Origin of the sequence: Brumimicrobium glaciale (assembly GCF_004152935.1) — a bacterium.
Classification (GTDB): domain Bacteria; phylum Bacteroidota; class Bacteroidia; order Flavobacteriales_D; family Crocinitomicaceae; genus Brumimicrobium; species Brumimicrobium glaciale.
Genome location: NZ_SETE01000001.1, coordinates 183049 through 199140 on the forward strand (window position 1 = coordinate 183049; position 16092 = coordinate 199140).

Annotated in this window: 19 protein-coding genes; 15 read left to right on the forward strand and 4 right to left on the reverse strand. The window is 33.6% G+C overall.

Translation table 11 applies throughout. The features are described 5' to 3' along the window. Positions 1–59: 59 nt before the first annotated feature. The 9 genes from ERX46_RS00715 to ERX46_RS00755 all read left to right on the forward strand — a co-directional run bounded on the left by ERX46_RS00715 (position 60) and on the right by ERX46_RS00755 (position 7148). Complete coding sequence (locus tag ERX46_RS00715; protein ID WP_130091909.1) at positions 60–1358, forward strand: D-arabinono-1,4-lactone oxidase; 1299 nt, start codon at positions 60–62, stop codon at positions 1356–1358. Next, positions 1355–2569: an alanine racemase gene (locus tag ERX46_RS00720; RefSeq protein ID WP_130091910.1), complete on the forward strand. Its 1215-nt coding sequence runs from the start codon at positions 1355–1357 to the stop codon at positions 2567–2569. The genes ERX46_RS00715 and ERX46_RS00720 overlap by 4 nt, the downstream gene beginning before the upstream one ends. Positions 2570–2653: 84 nt before the next feature. Next, on the forward strand, positions 2654–3178 hold the full coding sequence (locus ERX46_RS17570) for a hypothetical protein (protein ID WP_207214096.1): 525 nt from the start codon (positions 2654–2656) through the stop codon (positions 3176–3178). Positions 3179–3308: 130 nt separating this feature from the next. After that, positions 3309–3662, forward strand: coding sequence for a hypothetical protein (locus tag ERX46_RS00730; protein ID WP_130091911.1), 354 nt, complete (start codon positions 3309–3311; stop codon positions 3660–3662). Positions 3663–3831: 169 nt separating this feature from the next. Next, positions 3832–4077, forward strand: coding sequence for a DUF6364 family protein (locus tag ERX46_RS00735; protein ID WP_130091912.1), 246 nt, complete (start codon positions 3832–3834; stop codon positions 4075–4077). Then, the gene (locus ERX46_RS00740; RefSeq protein WP_130091913.1) at positions 4074–4487 is read left to right on the forward strand and encodes a type II toxin-antitoxin system VapC family toxin; all 414 of its coding nucleotides are present in this window, start codon (positions 4074–4076) and stop codon (positions 4485–4487) included. Before ERX46_RS00735 ends, ERX46_RS00740 begins: the two co-directional genes overlap by 4 nt. A gap of 148 nt (positions 4488–4635) precedes the next feature. Continuing rightward, on the forward strand, positions 4636–5088 hold the full coding sequence (locus ERX46_RS00745; protein WP_130091914.1) for a hypothetical protein: 453 nt from the start codon (positions 4636–4638) through the stop codon (positions 5086–5088). A gap of 63 nt (positions 5089–5151) precedes the next feature. Beyond that, positions 5152–5886: a peptide deformylase gene (locus tag ERX46_RS00750; protein WP_130091915.1), complete on the forward strand. Its 735-nt coding sequence runs from the start codon at positions 5152–5154 to the stop codon at positions 5884–5886. A 179-nt stretch (positions 5887–6065) separates the two neighbouring features. Next, positions 6066–7148, forward strand: a complete 1083-nt coding sequence (locus ERX46_RS00755; RefSeq protein ID WP_165366109.1) for a BamA/TamA family outer membrane protein — start codon at positions 6066–6068, stop codon at positions 7146–7148. A gap of 136 nt (positions 7149–7284) precedes the next feature. Here the strand turns inward: ERX46_RS00755 and ERX46_RS00760 are convergent, their stop codons facing one another. Beyond that, a complete protein-coding gene (locus tag ERX46_RS00760) occupies positions 7285–8976 on the reverse strand; it encodes a BamA/TamA family outer membrane protein (protein ID WP_130091917.1) in 1692 nt (563 codons plus the stop codon). A 134-nt stretch (positions 8977–9110) separates the two neighbouring features. Between ERX46_RS00760 and ERX46_RS17425 the strand changes: the two genes are divergently transcribed. Further along, entirely contained in the window at positions 9111–9251 is a 141-nt protein-coding gene (locus ERX46_RS17425; RefSeq protein ID WP_165366110.1) for a hypothetical protein, read from the forward strand. Between the two features lie 64 nt (positions 9252–9315). Here ERX46_RS17425 and ERX46_RS00765 read toward each other — a convergent pair whose 3' ends face one another. From ERX46_RS00765 to prfB, 3 genes are all read right to left on the reverse strand, one after another. Then, complete coding sequence (locus ERX46_RS00765) at positions 9316–9978, reverse strand: SCO family protein (protein WP_130091918.1); 663 nt, start codon at positions 9976–9978, stop codon at positions 9316–9318. Between the two features lie 258 nt (positions 9979–10236). Beyond that, a complete protein-coding gene (locus ERX46_RS00770; RefSeq protein WP_130091919.1) occupies positions 10237–11211 on the reverse strand; it encodes a hypothetical protein in 975 nt (324 codons plus the stop codon). A gap of 71 nt (positions 11212–11282) precedes the next feature. Further along, a complete protein-coding gene (prfB, locus tag ERX46_RS00775; protein ID WP_130091920.1) occupies positions 11283–12368 on the reverse strand; it encodes a peptide chain release factor 2 in 1086 nt (361 codons plus the stop codon). Between the two features lie 587 nt (positions 12369–12955). Between prfB and gcvH the strand changes: the two genes are divergently transcribed. The 5 genes from gcvH to cysQ all read left to right on the forward strand — a co-directional run bounded on the left by gcvH (position 12956) and on the right by cysQ (position 16085). Continuing rightward, entirely contained in the window at positions 12956–13336 is a 381-nt protein-coding gene (gcvH, locus tag ERX46_RS00780) for a glycine cleavage system protein GcvH (RefSeq protein WP_130091921.1), read from the forward strand. A 3-nt stretch (positions 13337–13339) separates the two neighbouring features. Beyond that, positions 13340–13717 (forward strand): VanZ family protein, encoded by a 378-nt coding sequence (locus ERX46_RS00785; RefSeq protein WP_130091922.1) that lies wholly within the window; start codon positions 13340–13342, stop codon positions 13715–13717. A 42-nt stretch (positions 13718–13759) separates the two neighbouring features. Continuing rightward, positions 13760–14428 carry an energy transducer TonB gene (locus ERX46_RS00790; protein ID WP_130091923.1) on the forward strand — a complete coding sequence of 223 codons (669 nt, stop codon included), beginning with the start codon at positions 13760–13762 and terminating at the stop codon, positions 14426–14428. Between the two features lie 114 nt (positions 14429–14542). Further along, a complete protein-coding gene (deoC, locus tag ERX46_RS00795; protein WP_130091924.1) occupies positions 14543–15274 on the forward strand; it encodes a deoxyribose-phosphate aldolase in 732 nt (243 codons plus the stop codon). Further along, entirely contained in the window at positions 15267–16085 is an 819-nt protein-coding gene (gene cysQ, locus ERX46_RS00800) for a 3'(2'),5'-bisphosphate nucleotidase CysQ (RefSeq protein ID WP_130091925.1), read from the forward strand. Before deoC ends, cysQ begins: the two co-directional genes overlap by 8 nt. The last annotated feature ends 7 nt before the right edge of the window (positions 16086–16092 follow it).

The window sequence follows — 16092 nt, forward strand, 5'->3', positions numbered from 1 at the left end:
AAGAACTAACCCCAACAATAAAGAGTATTTTACATTCCCCAAACCCAAAAAACTACAACATGACAAAAAACCACAGAAAAAATTGGGCAGAAAATGTGGAATGGAATCCAGCTCAAATCGCTTATCCGTCCACGGAGGTTGATATTCAAAAATTGGTTTTAAAAGCGGGCAATGAAAGAAATAAGATTAGGGTAATTGGAACCGGACATTCATTTACGGCTTTGTGTAAAACAGACCAAATATTACTAAGCCTGGATGAATATCAAGGATTGGTTAATGTTGATAAGAATAATTGTCAGGTCACGGTGAAAGGGGGGACTAAATTGAAATTTCTGGGCGAACTATTGTGGAAAGAAGGACTTGCGATGGAAAATCTTGGTGATATTGATGCACAGTCTATTGCAGGAACAATTTGCACTGGAACCCATGGAACGGGTACGGCTTTTGGAACAATTAGTACCCAAATAATTGCTTTAAGGTTGATTAACGGAAAAGGAGAAATCAAATCTTGTTCTTCAATAGAAAATCCTGAATTATTTAAAGCAGCGCAAGTTTCTTTGGGTGTTTTGGGAGTGATTACGGAAATCACACTACAATGTATTCCAAGTTACAAACTATTGGTTACGAATAGAAAGGAACAACTTAGCGAAGTAATGTCAAGCATATCGGAACGAAATCGTCAAAATCGAAACTTTGAATATTATTGGTTTCCATATACCAAAACGGTATGGACCAAAACTACGAATATTGCAGAAAGTGGAGAGCCTGATAAGGATAGTTTCTTGAACTATGCATCAGAATTAGTTTTAGAGAATTATACCTTCAAAGCGCTATGTGCATTTGCCAAAATCTTTCCATCTAAAAATAAAATGGTATCTAAAATCGTCGCTCATGCAGTACCGACTATGAAAAAACTAAACCATAGTCACAAAGTATATGCGACTATGAGGTTGGTTAAATTTACAGAAATGGAATATAATGTGCCAGCTGATGCCTATCAAGATGTGATGAATGAAATTGTGCAGTTAGTCAATTCTGAAAAATTCGCTATTCATTTTCCAATAGAGAGTCGGTGGGTAAAAGCAGACGATATTTATATGAGCCCAGCTTATGGTCGCGATTCTGCTTATATTGCTTGTCATGTTTACAATAAAAAAGACAATACCGAATATTTTAAAGCTTTAGAAACAATTTTCAGGGCTTATGGAGGTCGTCCGCATTGGGGGAAATTACATACATTAACGCAGCAAGATGTGATAGACCTTTACCCCAAATATCCTGAATTTAATAAGATCAGAAAAGAGCAAGACCCAGATGAAATTTTCACAAGCCCTTATATAAAGAAATTGATTGGATGATGAAAAAAGAGAGCAATAAGGACTATTTTGAACAGCTTAATTCTACATTAAAAAACCATCACAGAGCTATACCATTTTTGCTGGTTGACCTTGACAGGGTAGATAAAAACATTGAATTATTTAAAACTGACCTAAAATCGGATGCGCACCTTCGCGTGGTGGTCAAATCATTGCCCTCCCCCAACTTATTGAACTATGTGGCAGATAAGATGTCCACGAATCGTTTTATGGTTTTTCATCAACCTTTTTTAAGTCATTTGAGTACAGTTTTAGATCGCAATGCTGACATTCTATTAGGAAAACCAATGCCTATAAAAACGGCAGCATTCTTCTTTAAGAATTTCACAAAAAGTAAAACTGATTTTAATCCATACACTCAAATTCAATGGCTAATTGATACAAAGGAACGCGCTTTAGAATACTTAAAATTGGCAGAAGAATTAAATCAACCGCTCCGACTAAACTTAGAAATTGATGTCGGATTACATCGAGGCGGATTTCAAACACTAAGTGAAGTACGTGATGTTTTAGAACTCATAAAATCCAAAGGAAAAAAAATAGAATTTAGTGGTTTTATGGGCTATGACCCACATGTTGTCAAAGTTCCAAAAATTATTCGTTCTCAAAAGAAATCTTTGAGCGCAAGTAATAATTTTTATAATGATTGCAAAAAGATGGTTCAAGAACAATTTCCTGAACTCTGGAATGATCGTCTGACTTTTAATGGTGCAGGAAGTCCAACTGTTCGCTTGCATAACACCACATTATCCCCGTTAAATGATATTGCATCAGGTTCGTGTTTTGTTAAGCCAACGACCTTTGATGTTCCAACATTAAGTAATTATAGTCCAGCATGTTTTATTGCAACTCCTGTTTTAAAAAAATTGAGAGACACCACAATTCCAGGTTTAGAAAAGTTTAAAACTGTATTGCGTTTCTTGAATAGAAAAAACGCTCAATCCTTTTTTATTTATGGAGGGTTTTGGAAAGCGGATTATGTTTTTCCAGAAGAATTACAGCTGAACACGCTTTTTGGAGCATCCACTAATCAAACAATGGTTAACGCTCCTATGACTACAAATTTTGACGTTGATGATTTTGTTTTTCTGCGTCCTCACCAAAGTGAATTCGTATTCTTGCAATTTGGTAAATTGATGATTATCAGAGGAAATAAAATTATTGATGAGTGGGGTTTGTTGAATAGTGATTGAATTGCTGTTTTTTAAGGAAGGTAGTATCTAGCAAAGCATGAAATGCCAATTAGTGTTATTTGGAAAAATTTAAACAAATAGAAAATGGAAACTTCAAAATTTGAAATAGCGGATTATTTGGATAGCAAAGAGATGATTCCAAAAAAGACACAAGCAAGTTTAAGAAAAGGAAATTGGCTTATTCATAAAGATGGTAAAAATGTTATTCAAATATGGACATCAAATTTAAGCGGTAAAGAAAAAGTATTTGTTAATAATGATTTAGTATCCGAAAAAAGAAACTTAAAAAAAGAAGCTTTTCATGAGTTTAGTGATGAAAAAGGCGTGAAATATAAAGTACTTTTTAAAACAATAAGTATCTCGAAGGGAAGCTCAACCTGTCGAATATTAAGAAATGAAGATACAATAAAGACATTCTCGATAAAATATGTTAGTGGTAAAATGATTAATTTAAACCAGCTTTTAATTTTCATCTTCTCATTTTTGATTTTTATAATTATCAATAGAATATTTGAAATTTCAGCTCTACAGGGAAAGATTTACTTTGCAGTATTAGTCGTTCTAATATTTATTGCTCGTAAACCAGGCAAAATGATGATTGAAGAATGAGAAAGATGTATAACACGACATAGCGCAAACCTTCAATTCCCACATTCATATAAATCTAAAAGTTCGTACCTTCGATAAAACATTCAACAATTAGATTCCACGAAAACATTAAGCAAAAAACAACTAATAAATGAAACCATACCTTCTTTTAATTTTCTTGATTTTGATTGGTAAAACAGTTACAGCTGGTCAATTGGATGGTTTAGCAGGTCTTGATATTGTGGTTCCGGCTGTGCTTGTTAGTGCCTTATGCATTTTGGTCATTTTAGTATCATCGTTATTTAGATTTGTTGGTCAAGGAAATAAAGTAAATATTATCTTAAACATTGCTTGTGTTGTTTTAATTATTAGCTCGTTGATTTCAATCACAACCCTTGGAGGCGGAATTGATCCAGGATTCTTGGCTACTTGCTGGGGTTTGATTTTAATTTCAATTGTTTTAATATTCTTGAATTTTCGCGTTGGTTTGAATCGAAAGAAATAAGTTGACCGATCTGGTCAACTAGGGTTGTCAATTTACAACTTTATTTCTGTGAATTTACGTTGATTAATTCCCCAAATAATTCTAAAACCCCCTATTCGAAGCGAAACAAATTGTAAACATTTTGAGTTTCACGTAAAAAATTATTATATTCGTACGTAAACAAATTGTTATGGACAAAAAACTCACATTAAGTCTGAATAAATCAGTTATTGAAAGTGCGAAGGATTATGCTAAATCGAATGATATTAGTTTGTCTAAACTTATCGAATCTTATTTGGCCGCGCTGGTCAAACATAAAAAAAGTCCGACAGAAATTACTCCTCTTGTAGAAAGTTTAAGTGGAGTAATTTCGCTAGACAAAGATTTTGATGTAAAAGATGCTTATGCAGATTATTTAATAGAGAAATACAAATGAGCAGATTACTTATTGATACCAATATTGTAATAGACCTCCTTTCACGGAGAGAAAAATTCTATGACGAAGCTGCCGATTTATTCTCTCGAGCAGACAAGAAAGAGTTGAAATTAACAACATCAACTTTAACAATTGCGAATACAAATTACATTCTATCTAAATTCAAATCCGCAAAAGAAGCCAGGGAGATTTTAAGAAAATTTAAAGTTCTCGTAGAATTATTGGCGCTAGATGATAAAGTAACTGAATTAGCATTGAGTGATGAGGATTTTCCTGATTTTGAAGATGGTCTACAGTATTATTCTGCAATAGAAAATCAAATTGATGTGATTATTACTCGAAATAAAAAGGATTTCAAAAACTCAAAAATTCCTGTTATGACCGCTAGAGAATTTTTAGCTTTGAAATAATTCAATGGAAATCAATAATATCTATGAAACTTCACTTAACTAAAAGTGAGGAAACAGAGCATTGGTTGAATTTAAAATTACTATTTTGCTTTAAAAAATACTTGATTTTATTAATTCGGGTAAAAAATAAACTTTTAAACACACTCTTATGAAAACATTTTTCACTTTTATTATCGCGTCTTTAATACATTTTTGCTCTTACTCTCAAATCACAGATACTTGTGAATATGTTAGCCAAAATTATTCTCTTGGCGGGTTAGACTGTGCATGGGGCGTTTATCAGGCCGGATTTCCGATTGACTCTTATCAGTGGGTTAATTGTGATAGTATATATGCGCCTTTCATTGATGACACTATGGAGTTTATAATGTCGGATTATGGTGGGAATGTCGCTGTCATAATAGAAGCTTACGGTTGTGTCGATACTAGTTACTGTCATGATATGTGTACTGTGGGAATTAATGAATTCTCTATTGAATCGAAAAAAGAAATCATAAAAATTATCGATTTATCAGGCAGGGAGACAGAAGAAAAATCGGGCGAAATATTAATATATATTTATGCTGATGGGACAAGAGAAAAAGTGATCAAAACTAAATAAATTTAAATTTTTGAGAAAAATCTGTAACTCCTTAAGTTAGGTTACTTTTTAAACTCCGTGTTTATGAAAATAAAATCGTTAATTCCCAGTATTCTAATTTTAGCAATTATGTCTCAATCCAGCTGTTCAACCAATAAATCCCTAACATTCGAAATTCCCAAAAAAGGATTTAAAGTCGTTCAACATATTCCAGTAGATGCGGAGGGAAGAGATAAAAACGCATTGTATTTAACGCCACGGAGAATTACAGCATCAGAATTCAATACGCCTGAACTCAATACTTTTATTGATACAATGAATGCAGTAATGTTGAGAGAAGAAGGAGTTGGAATTGCGGCAAATCAATTAGGAAAAAGATTACAAATTTTCATCATTGAAGCAATGGACGACAACCCACGATATCAAGTCTTGGGAACAGTGAGTAATCAGGTTTTTATTAATCCAATAATCACCAAAGTTTCCGAAGAACGCAAAAACTTTTGGCATGGATGCTTGAGTGCAAATGGAGAAGACAGAGGAAATGTGGCCACTTTTGAATGGATTGAATATGAATGTCAAAATCAAAAAGGAGAAATTCAAAAAGGAAGACTGGAAGGATTTGGTGCGGTGATTTTTCAACATGAATACAGGCATTTAATGAAAGGCACTTATTTAGATCACGCCAAACATTTGCTTCCAAAAGCTGAATTGGATAAAAAACTTAAATCAGGAGAAGTGCCGTTCTTTGAGTTAGCAAACGACACTTTACCATTGTTGATTGAAGGTTATCAATTGGGGAAGAATCTTGAGGATTATTGATTTGGAAAGTTTGGGATTTACAAACCCGATTTAATATTATCCAACACAAGTAAAAAAATCCGTGTTAATCTGTGTTCGAAGATCCGTGTCATCCGCGTTCCATTACAGCGCAAAAAACCACTAAATCTATTTCTCTCACAACTGTGAGAGATTTTGTATTTTTACAAACAAAAAAACCATTGAAATACATATTACTTTTCCTCTTTATCGTTTTAGCTGTTTTTCCTTCAACGTTAAATGCACAAGAAAAAGACACAACCAAATATTCCCCCAAAATAATCGGAATTCCTATCCTTTTTTACGGGCCAGAAACACGTTTAGGATTTGGAGCGGCAGGATTTTTTAGTTTTAAAACGAATCCAAACGATACAATTTTACGCCCTTCGCAAATCAATTTAGGAGCTGCTTATACTTTAGAAAAACAAGTTTTAACCTACGCTTCCTTTGATATTTGGATGCTGCAAAACAAGATAGTTTTTAATGGTGAAATTGGGTATTATCGCTACTTCTATAACTTTTACGGACTAGGAAATTCGCCTAGAGAAGTAGAGCAATATTCTGTTAATTATCCACGTATTCGATTTAAAGGATATTATGAAATCTTACCCGCTTTTTATGCTGGAATCAATTACACTTTTGATCAATTCAGTATTGTGGAAAGAGCGGAAGGAGGAAAATTGATTCAAGATAATATTACAGGAAGTAAAGGTGGAATAATAAGTGGATTAGGAATTGGACTTAAATACGATACACGAAATCAGAATTTTTATCCCACAAAAGGATATTCCATAAAAGCAAGTTTTGAGCGTTTTGGACAATGGGTGGGAAGTGATTTCAGCTACAATCTAACTTCAATTGATGCGATAAGGTATTTTGATTTGAAAAAAGACCGTGTGATTGCTGCTAATATTTACGGAAGATTTATACAAGGCGACGCACCCTTTTTTCACCTATCGGGAATAGGAGGAAACAGCAGAATGCGCGGATATTACGAAGGTTATTGGCTCGCCAAACAAAAATTAGGTTGGCAAGCGGAATACAGAATGCCTTTATTTTGGCGACTCGGAATGGTAGCTTTTGCAGGAAATGCGGTTGTAGCGAATCAAATCGATCAATTTAGTTGGGAAAATATCCGCACAACAGCAGGACTAGGATTACGCTTTAAAATAGACAAAGAAAGAAAAATAAATGCAAGAATAGATTTTGGAATTTCCAGCGATTTAACAACAGGTTTTTACTTTACAATTGGAGAGGCGTTTTAGATTATTGGCTTTAAGCTAAATGCCGTAGGCTAGATTAAGCATTTAATACGATAGTATTTTCGATAAAAAGTGTTGGAAATAAAGAATTTAATTTAAAAACAAAGCATAAACTAGCATAAAGCCTAAAGTCAATAGGTTAAAAATAAGTCACATACCCAAAATGCACTTTCCCATCTTTCAATTCAATCGGATTATTGAATTGTTTTCCGAGTGCATAGGAAATGGAGAAAATTCCCAGATTTGTACCGAAACTAAAACCTAATCCAAATCCAAAAGGATCGTCACTGGCATAATTTATTGAGTTGTTTTCATAAAAAGATTGATCAAAAAATGCAAATGCATGTGAAGTTCTGTCCACTAAAAAGCGATATTCCACAGTGAAAGTTGTGAGTGTTGTGGCAAAAAGTAATTCTTCGTTAAACCCACGTTGAGTTGTCAATCCACCAAATCTAAAAACTTCATTTTGATAGATTTTCGGTGCATAATAACTGCGAGTCGTGTTGGCCAATCTCAGCACATGTCTTCTCGCAAGTGGAAAGAAAGCTTCCATGTTTAAATTCCCTTTAAATGTCGTTGAAATTGTAGTGCTGTCTGCTTGCGTTGGTCGGCTTTTTCTTCTACCTGCAGAAATATCAAACGACAATCGGAATCCTTTACTTGGATTGGGTAAAAAATCAACATTGTTTCGGTAAAGTCCAATTCCATAACTGTTGTTTGACAAAGAAGATAAATTATTGTTTGGAATGGATGAAGCGCCTGAGAGTAAATTAGAGTTGTTGGCTTGATAAAATACTTTTATATAGCTTCCTCCAGTTAAAAAATAACGAATTCCGAGATTCACATTCGTGCTCAAAAATGTACTGTCTTGTTTGTATAAATCGAATTTAGTGTCAATTCCAAAAGGTGTGTTAAATAGAAACGGGAAGCTAAAACTCAAGTCTAATTCTTGTGTTTTGGGTTGTAAACTTTTCCAATTGATGTCTAATTCTTCTCCGCGTTTGAGAATGTTGAGTAATTTCAATCTAACATCGCCTGTGATATTTGTTTTTTCGGTTCCAGGATCGGGTTGTAAACCAACAATTCCATTGATCAAACTTACAGGCACACTTTCTAAATAAAGATATAAATCTGCTCCATCAGGTGTAAATAGAATTTCATGCGGACGAATTTCTTTAATGAATTGAATTTGATCAATCTTGTTTGAAATATTGCGCAAAAGTTCGGCATTGTAATCATCTCCTTCTTTTATTGCAATTGCATTATTGACGAATTTATTTTGGACCTTAGATTCTCCTTTAATCAAAATAGATTTGATTTTTACTGGTGGTCCTTTATCAATATTCAAATGCGCATTTGATATTCCAGGTTCAATAACGTCAACAGTAAGAAATACTTTAGAGAAAGGATATCCATTATCGTTCAAGTAAGTGTTTAGTCCTTTCAAAAGTTGTTCGACCAAATTGGGTTTAAATGGCAATTTGGCAATCATTCGCTCATTGATTCTTGGAACTTTACTAATAATGTATGCATCTTCCTCATCAAAGGAGATATTTAGTTTTTCAAATTGTTCTCCGCGGTAATAATTTACCAATACAATATCATCGATAAACCTTACTGAATCGACAGATGCTAAGACGTATCCTTGTTTGATATGTTTACTTCTTATTTTTTTTAGATATTGAATAACTTCTTCTTTCTCATCCAAAACAATTTCCTTTTTAGGTTTAAAAGGATCCTGCTCTTGTGAAATAAAAGACAAATGATAAGAATTTTGACCCAATAGTGGGAGGGAGAATAAAATTCCAAGAAGCATTAGTATTCTTATCATACAACAAGCATTAACGCAGTTATTAACGTTTTATTCTTTACAAGTTTCAAAAATCAAATTCTAAAAATTCGTTAAGTTACTTGTTATTCTATATATTTACGGACATCAAACAAATTATAAAAAAAATAAAAGCTATGAAAAAAATGATGCCTTTGGCTTTCGTCGGACTACTTTTTGTATCTATCGCTTCATCATGTGGCTCTTCTAAAGCAAAATGTGATGCTTATGGAGATATCGATACGAAAACGGAACAAAATGACTTAGCTCACCAATAACTAGAGCGATTCCTCCGATAGCTATCGGGTTCAAAATATTCAATAGGTATAATTCATTTTATACCTATTTTTCATTTAATAAAAGATCAATATCTTCCATCATTATATCTATTTCTTCAGTGCTTGTTCCATCGTAATATCCACGAATCCTTAACTGTTCATCTACCAATACGAAATTGTTGGTATGAATAAAGTCTGATCCAGCGTCACCTAAATTCATTGCTTCTGCTGGTTTCAATACAAAGAAAGAATTACGTGCTAAACTATATAAGTCAGCTTTCGTTCCGGTTAAAAAATGCCATTGTCCATCGACTGCATTGTGTTTATCAGCGTAAGCTCTCATTACCTTAACATCATCAATCTCCGGATCAACTGTAAAACTCAATATCTTCACATCTTTGTTTCCATTAAATCTTTTTTGAACACGTGTCATCTCTTCAGTCATCACCGGACAAATAGTTAAACATGTTGTAAAGAAATATTCAGCTACAAATATTTTTCCTTTAACATCTTCCAAAGTGATTGTTTCACCATTCTGATTCGTTAAAGCAAACTCTCCAATTCTGTGACCGATTCCCATATTAATTAATTCTGGATTTACCATTTCTGAATTAACATCTCTGGGTTGAATAACAGGAAGCTGTTTTCTGTCTTGTGCGCTTTTATTAATGTAGTATGCCGTGAAAATCCCAATTACCAATATAATAAACGTTAGAAAAACTCTCATGTGACTTGTTTTACTACAAAAATATCGATTTAAACGGTCAGTTATTGAGCATTAACAAATTATTACAATTCAAAGTTCAAAAAATTCAAACCAGAAGATACAATGTAGAGGCGTTTTTAAAACGTCCATTCCATTTTAGATACAATTCATGGATTCAAAAATTCAATTCCCATTCCAAATTCAATACCATTTCCACCAACAAAAAATCCAGATTTGAAATCATCAAATCTGGATTTTATCAAAAAGCATATTAATTTTCTATTTCAAAGTAAAAGTATCTTTTCCTACTAAAGCTCCGTCAGCATAAACTTTTAACACATAATTTCCGCTAGCTATTTCTTTTCCTTCCAAGTTGTAAACGATTGTCATATCAATTAATTGACCTTGATAATTGATTTCACGTTTTCCTGTGTATAGGATTTCACTACCGGCGATTTGTGTTACATCGCTTGGACGTTTGTAAATTACTTGACCATTAGGATCTGTAATCTGCATATAGATTGTTTTATTTCCTGTTCGGGCAATTTTGTTTTCTCCAATTGTGAAAGTACAAGAAAGAACTTCAGCTCTTGCAGCGCGGTTCACACTTTTCGTATCTCCTCCAAATGTTTGGTATCTCAATGCTTCACTCACAAAGTTGAAAGCATTTAGTTTAGCTCCTTTAGTTAATAATTCAGCATTTTGATCATTTTGTTTTCTCAATTCATCACGTTCCGCTTGTGTTAAATTCAATTCAGAACTTGTTTTGTCTAAACGTGAAGTTAAATCGATATTCAAAGTGTTTAAAGAATCAATCGTAATTAAGTAACGATTCATGATTTGACGCAATTGTTCATTACGCTTCTTTAATTTGTTGATTTGATAGTAACTTCTGTTTTTCGTGTCTGATAATTGTGCTAAAAGTACGCTAATACTGTCCTTTTGAGCTTGAAGACTGTCTGATTTAGAAGCATCTTTTTCAATCAATTTATCATAAGTATCCAACATCATTTGGAAATCCTTTTTTAAATCCATTGTGGATCCATCAATGTAACCTGATAAGGCTTCATTCATTGATTGCATTTCTAGTTCAAGCTGAGCGTTTGTTGTTTGACAACTTTTATAAGCTTTTGATTCTTTCGAATACATCCAGCCTAATGCTCCTGCTCCTAATAAAGCAATTATTGTGATCAATATCCATATTCCAGAATTTGATTTTTTTTGCTCGGTATGATTTTTATTTTCTTCAGACATTCTTTTTGATTTATTTAAATAGTGTTACAAAATATAAAATAATAATTTAATTATCAACCATTTATGATTAATTAAGAACCGTACTCCATTAAATACGCTTTCAAAAAGCCATTTAAATCACCGTCCATTACATCGTCAACATTTCCAGTTTCATGTCCTGTTCGTACATCTTTCACCAACTTGTAGGGATGCATTACATAATTTCGAATCTGTGATCCCCATTCTATATTTTTCTTTTCAGATTCTATTTCTGATCTTTTTTCCAATCTTTTTCTTAACTCCAACTCATACAATTGAGATTTTAAAAGTTGCATCGCTTTCTCTTTATTCCCCAATTGTGACCTTCCCTCCGAGTTTTCAATGACTATTCCACTTGGTTTGTGTCTTAATCTTACCGCAGTTTCTACCTTGTTTACGTTCTGACCTCCTGCACCGCCTGATCTAAAAGTTTCAAATGAAATATCAGCTGGATTAATTTCAATTTCAATTGTATCGTCAACCAAAGGGTAAACATAAACAGAAGCAAAGGAAGTATGCCGTTTCGCATTAGAATCGAAAGGAGAAATACGTACCAATCGATGTACCCCATTTTCACCTTTTAAATATCCAAAAGCAAAATCTCCATCAAACTCAATGGTCACTGTTTTTATTCCAGCTACTTCACCTTCTTGATAATTGAGTTCTTTTAGTTTGTATCCATTTTTCTCACCCCACATCAGGTACATGCGCAAAAGCATATTTGCCCAATCGCAACTTTCTGTTCCTCCAGCGCCCGCAGTAATTTGTAAAACAGCGTTTAAGCTATCTTCTTCACCTGAAAGCATGTTTTTCAATTCCAGATTTTCTAAATCCTCAGTTATTTTATTGTAAAGTGCTTCAATTTCTTCAACTGTTCCTGAACCATCATTGTAAAACTCAATCAACACTTCCAAATCCTCTGTTCTTTCTTCGAGGGAAGTTGAAGAATCAACCCAGAACTTAAGCTGACGATTTTTCTTTAAAAGAACTTCTGCTGCTTTAGGGTCATCCCAGAATGTTGGGTCTTGAGCTGCTAGTTCATTTTCATGAATACTTCGTTTTTTCTCGTCGATTGACAAGTAGACGAACAAGTTTTTAATTCGTTCCTTTAGGTTTTTTATTTGGTCGCTATTTACCATGAATGCAAAAGTATGATTTTGCAGCTATTTCAAACCTTTTTTAAGCAATTTTAGCAGATTAAGAAGGAGATAAGGATTAATTAGCAAGCAGGCCTTGTCGACGAATTGAAATTTTCTACCTTTGAATAAAACCATCTTTCACAATGAAAATGGACGGTTTACAAACCGTTCCTATATTGTATCTTCGATTTGAATTTTTCAATCCTTGAATCCTTGAATTTTTTAATCTTTGAATAAAACTATCTTTCACAATGAAAATGGACGGTTTTCAAACCGTTCCTACGTTGTATCTTCGATTTGAATTTTTCAATCCTTGAATCCTTGAATTTTTTAATCTTTGAATAAAACCATCTTTCACAATGAAAATGGACGGTTTTCAAACCGTTCCTACATTGTATCTTCGATTGATGGTTGTCTTTTAATCTTTGAATGCTTTAATCAGGAGTATTAAATTCTAAAACTTGTAAACATCCTAAAGCTTAAAGCATATTGCTTACAGCTAAAAGCCTATTTAAACTGAATATTTTTGACAAAACTCAACTAAGTTCACATAAAAATTTTACTTTTGATTTTCAAAAATAGAAACTATGAACATTCCTGAGAATTTAAAATACACAAAGGACCACGAGTGGTGTCTAGTGGAAGGTGATACAGTTACAATCGGTGTAACTGATTTTGCACAAAGTGAACTTGGCGATATCGTATTCGTTGAAGTAGAAACTGAAGGTGAAGAATTGGACCGTGACGAAGTTTTCGGATCTATCGAAGCAGTGAAAACTGTATCAGATTTGTTTATGCCAGTGGCTGGAGAAATCACTCAATTCAATGAAGAGCTGGAAGCAAATCCAGAACTTGTGAATTCAGATCCTTATGGTGAAGGTTGGATGGTAAAAGTTAAAATGACTGATAAAGCGGGTCTAGAAGATTTGATGACTAGCGAGGAGTACAAAGAAATGATTGGAAAATAAATCGTGCTTCGATTTATACTTCCAAGTTTAGTTTGGACGGCACTTGTAATTATTTTGAGCTTAGTTCCTAGTTCAAATGTAAGTTTAGATAACTTTCAGTTTAAAGGTGTAGATAAGGTAGCACATTTTATAATGTATACTTTGCTCGCTTTATTTTGGGCAATAGGTTTGAAAAGGCAAAATATTTATGTCGGAATACGAAGATATGCACTCCAAATAAGTGCGCTTGGTGGATTTTCGATGAGCGTTATTATTGAGTTTCTACAAGAATATGCGGTGTACACCAGAAGTTTTGAAGTTTTGGACTTGATTGCTAACGGAATTGGTTGTATTTTTGGGATAGTCTTATTTAAAATTATCTATAAAGATTCTTATAAATAATAGTGGTATTATTATTGTAAGGTAAAAGAAAAAATTAAAGTTATGGAAAGTAAAAAGAATCCAGAAGTTGATAACGAACGTTTGAGATTGCCACTTATATTTTTAGGTTTTTTCATTGTTGGAAGTATGGTGACATTGTCATTTTCTTTTAAGCAAGAAGTGGAAATTGTTTCTTCTGAAAATGAAAAACGTGAAAGAACTGAAATTCCAGAAGAATTAGAAGTTATCGAAGAAGAAAAAGAAGACATTGTTGTTCAAGAAATTCAAGAACCAGATGTTACTCCTCCACCTTCTGAAGAAATCGAGGTAAAGAAAAACGTCGATAAGGACGAACCAATTAAGGTAGAAACTCCTCCGATTGATATTAAACCAATTGAAGCTCCGGCACCAGATGCACCAATTGTTGATTATCCAGATCAAGAAGCTGGTTTTCCAGGTGGAGCAGCTGCAATGAAGAAATTTCTTGCAGACAACATCAAATTTCCTGAAATAGCAATGGAAATGGGTGACCAAGGTCGTGTATTTATTGAATTCGTTGTAAATAAAGATGGGTCAATTGAGCAAGTAAAAGTTTTAAGAGGTGTTTCTCGAGAAATTGATACAGAAGCGCGTCGTGTTGTTCGTTCAATGCCTAAATGGCAACCAGCAGAAGCAAATGGTGAAGCTGTACGTGCAAGATGTCGTATTCCAATTAACTTCATTTTACAATAGACTTTAACCCTATAGTTAATGGGTTATAAAAAATTGTAGCGTCGTAGCATTGCTGCGGCGCTATTTTATTTTATAAACTATAATTCGTAACTTGTACCTAAAAATATTTTCAAAATGACATGGACTAAAAAACAGATATGCAGCTTTGTTGATTTGACATCGCTAAATTCTTATGATTCATTAAAAAGTGTAAAAACTTTCCTTGCTGATGCTTTAGACTTTGAAAAGAAAGGCTTTCCTGTTGCCGCAGTTTGTTTATTCCCAAATTTCTCTGCGGTTGCAGTAAACGAATTAAAAAATTCATCAATAAAAACAGCCGTTGTTGCAGGGAACTTTCCAAACGCTCAAGGATTTCTTTCTACGAAATTGAATGAATGTGAATTGGCTTTAGAGGCCGGTGTTGATGAAATTGATATCGTGATTAATTTAGGGGAATTTGATACAGGAGATTACGATCATGTTGTGGATGAAATAAGAGCTTTCAAAGGATTAATGCCTGAGAAGTCGTTAAAAGTAATTCTTGAAACGGGATATTTAAAAACACCTGAAAGAATTCGATTGGCAAGTGAATTAGCAATTAAAGGTGGTGCCGATTTTATAAAAACATCTACAGGAAAAGAATTTCCAGGTGCTACACTTGAAGCTGTTGAAGTCATGGCCGAAGTCATCGCTGAACATAAATCTGAAAGAAAAGTTGGATTAAAAATCAGTGGAGGGGTGAGAACATACGAAGATGCTTTAGCATATTTTGAAATAGTAGAAAAGCATTTAGGAAAAGACTATATGACTCCAGATTATCTGCGTATTGGAGCAAGTTCATTGGTGAGAAATTTAATGAATGACTAAACTCTTTGAGGAATATCAACTAACCATTCGTGCTGCTTTAGATGCTTCTAAAGTTATTATGGAAATTTATGCTGGAGAATTCGAAAGAATTGAAAAAGCTGATGGAAGTCCAGTAACAATTGCCGACTTAAGTTCTTCAAAAATAATAGCCAGTTATTTAAGTCAAACCAATATTCCAATTACAGGAGAAGAAATTGAAAAAGAATCATTTGCTGTTCGTTCAACTTGGAAAAAAGTTTGGTGCGTTGATCCTCTTGATGGAACCAAAGAATTTATTAAAAAGAATGGTGAGTTTGTAATTAATATTGCGCTCATCGAAGACGGAAAACCAGTTTATGGCTTAATTGCTTCACCTGTCAATAAACAGATTATTCTTGGTAATAAAGAATCGGGAGCTTTTCAAACCAGTTACGAGGACGCACTAAATCCTGAAAAATGGAGAAAACTAGATCAACTTCCTGCAGTAAATTCTCCTGTTCATATAATTGCATCAAGAAGTCATTATTCAGGAGATTTACTAAAATTAGCTCAACATATAGAAAAAGAATATGGTGAAATAGAATCTACCGCAATGGGTTCTGCACTAAAATTCTTTGAGTTAGTAAATGGAACCGCTGATGTTTATCCGCGTTTTGCTCCAACAATGGAATGGGATATTGCTGCTGGTCAAGCAATTTATGAGGCTATAGGTGGAGAGGTAATTCAAGTAGAAACAGGAAAACCACTTATTTATAATAAGAAAGATCTGAAGAATCCGTATTTTGTCGCCTCTAAGGCAAGCATGAAGCTATCTATGAATTTTTTTCAATAAAATTAAT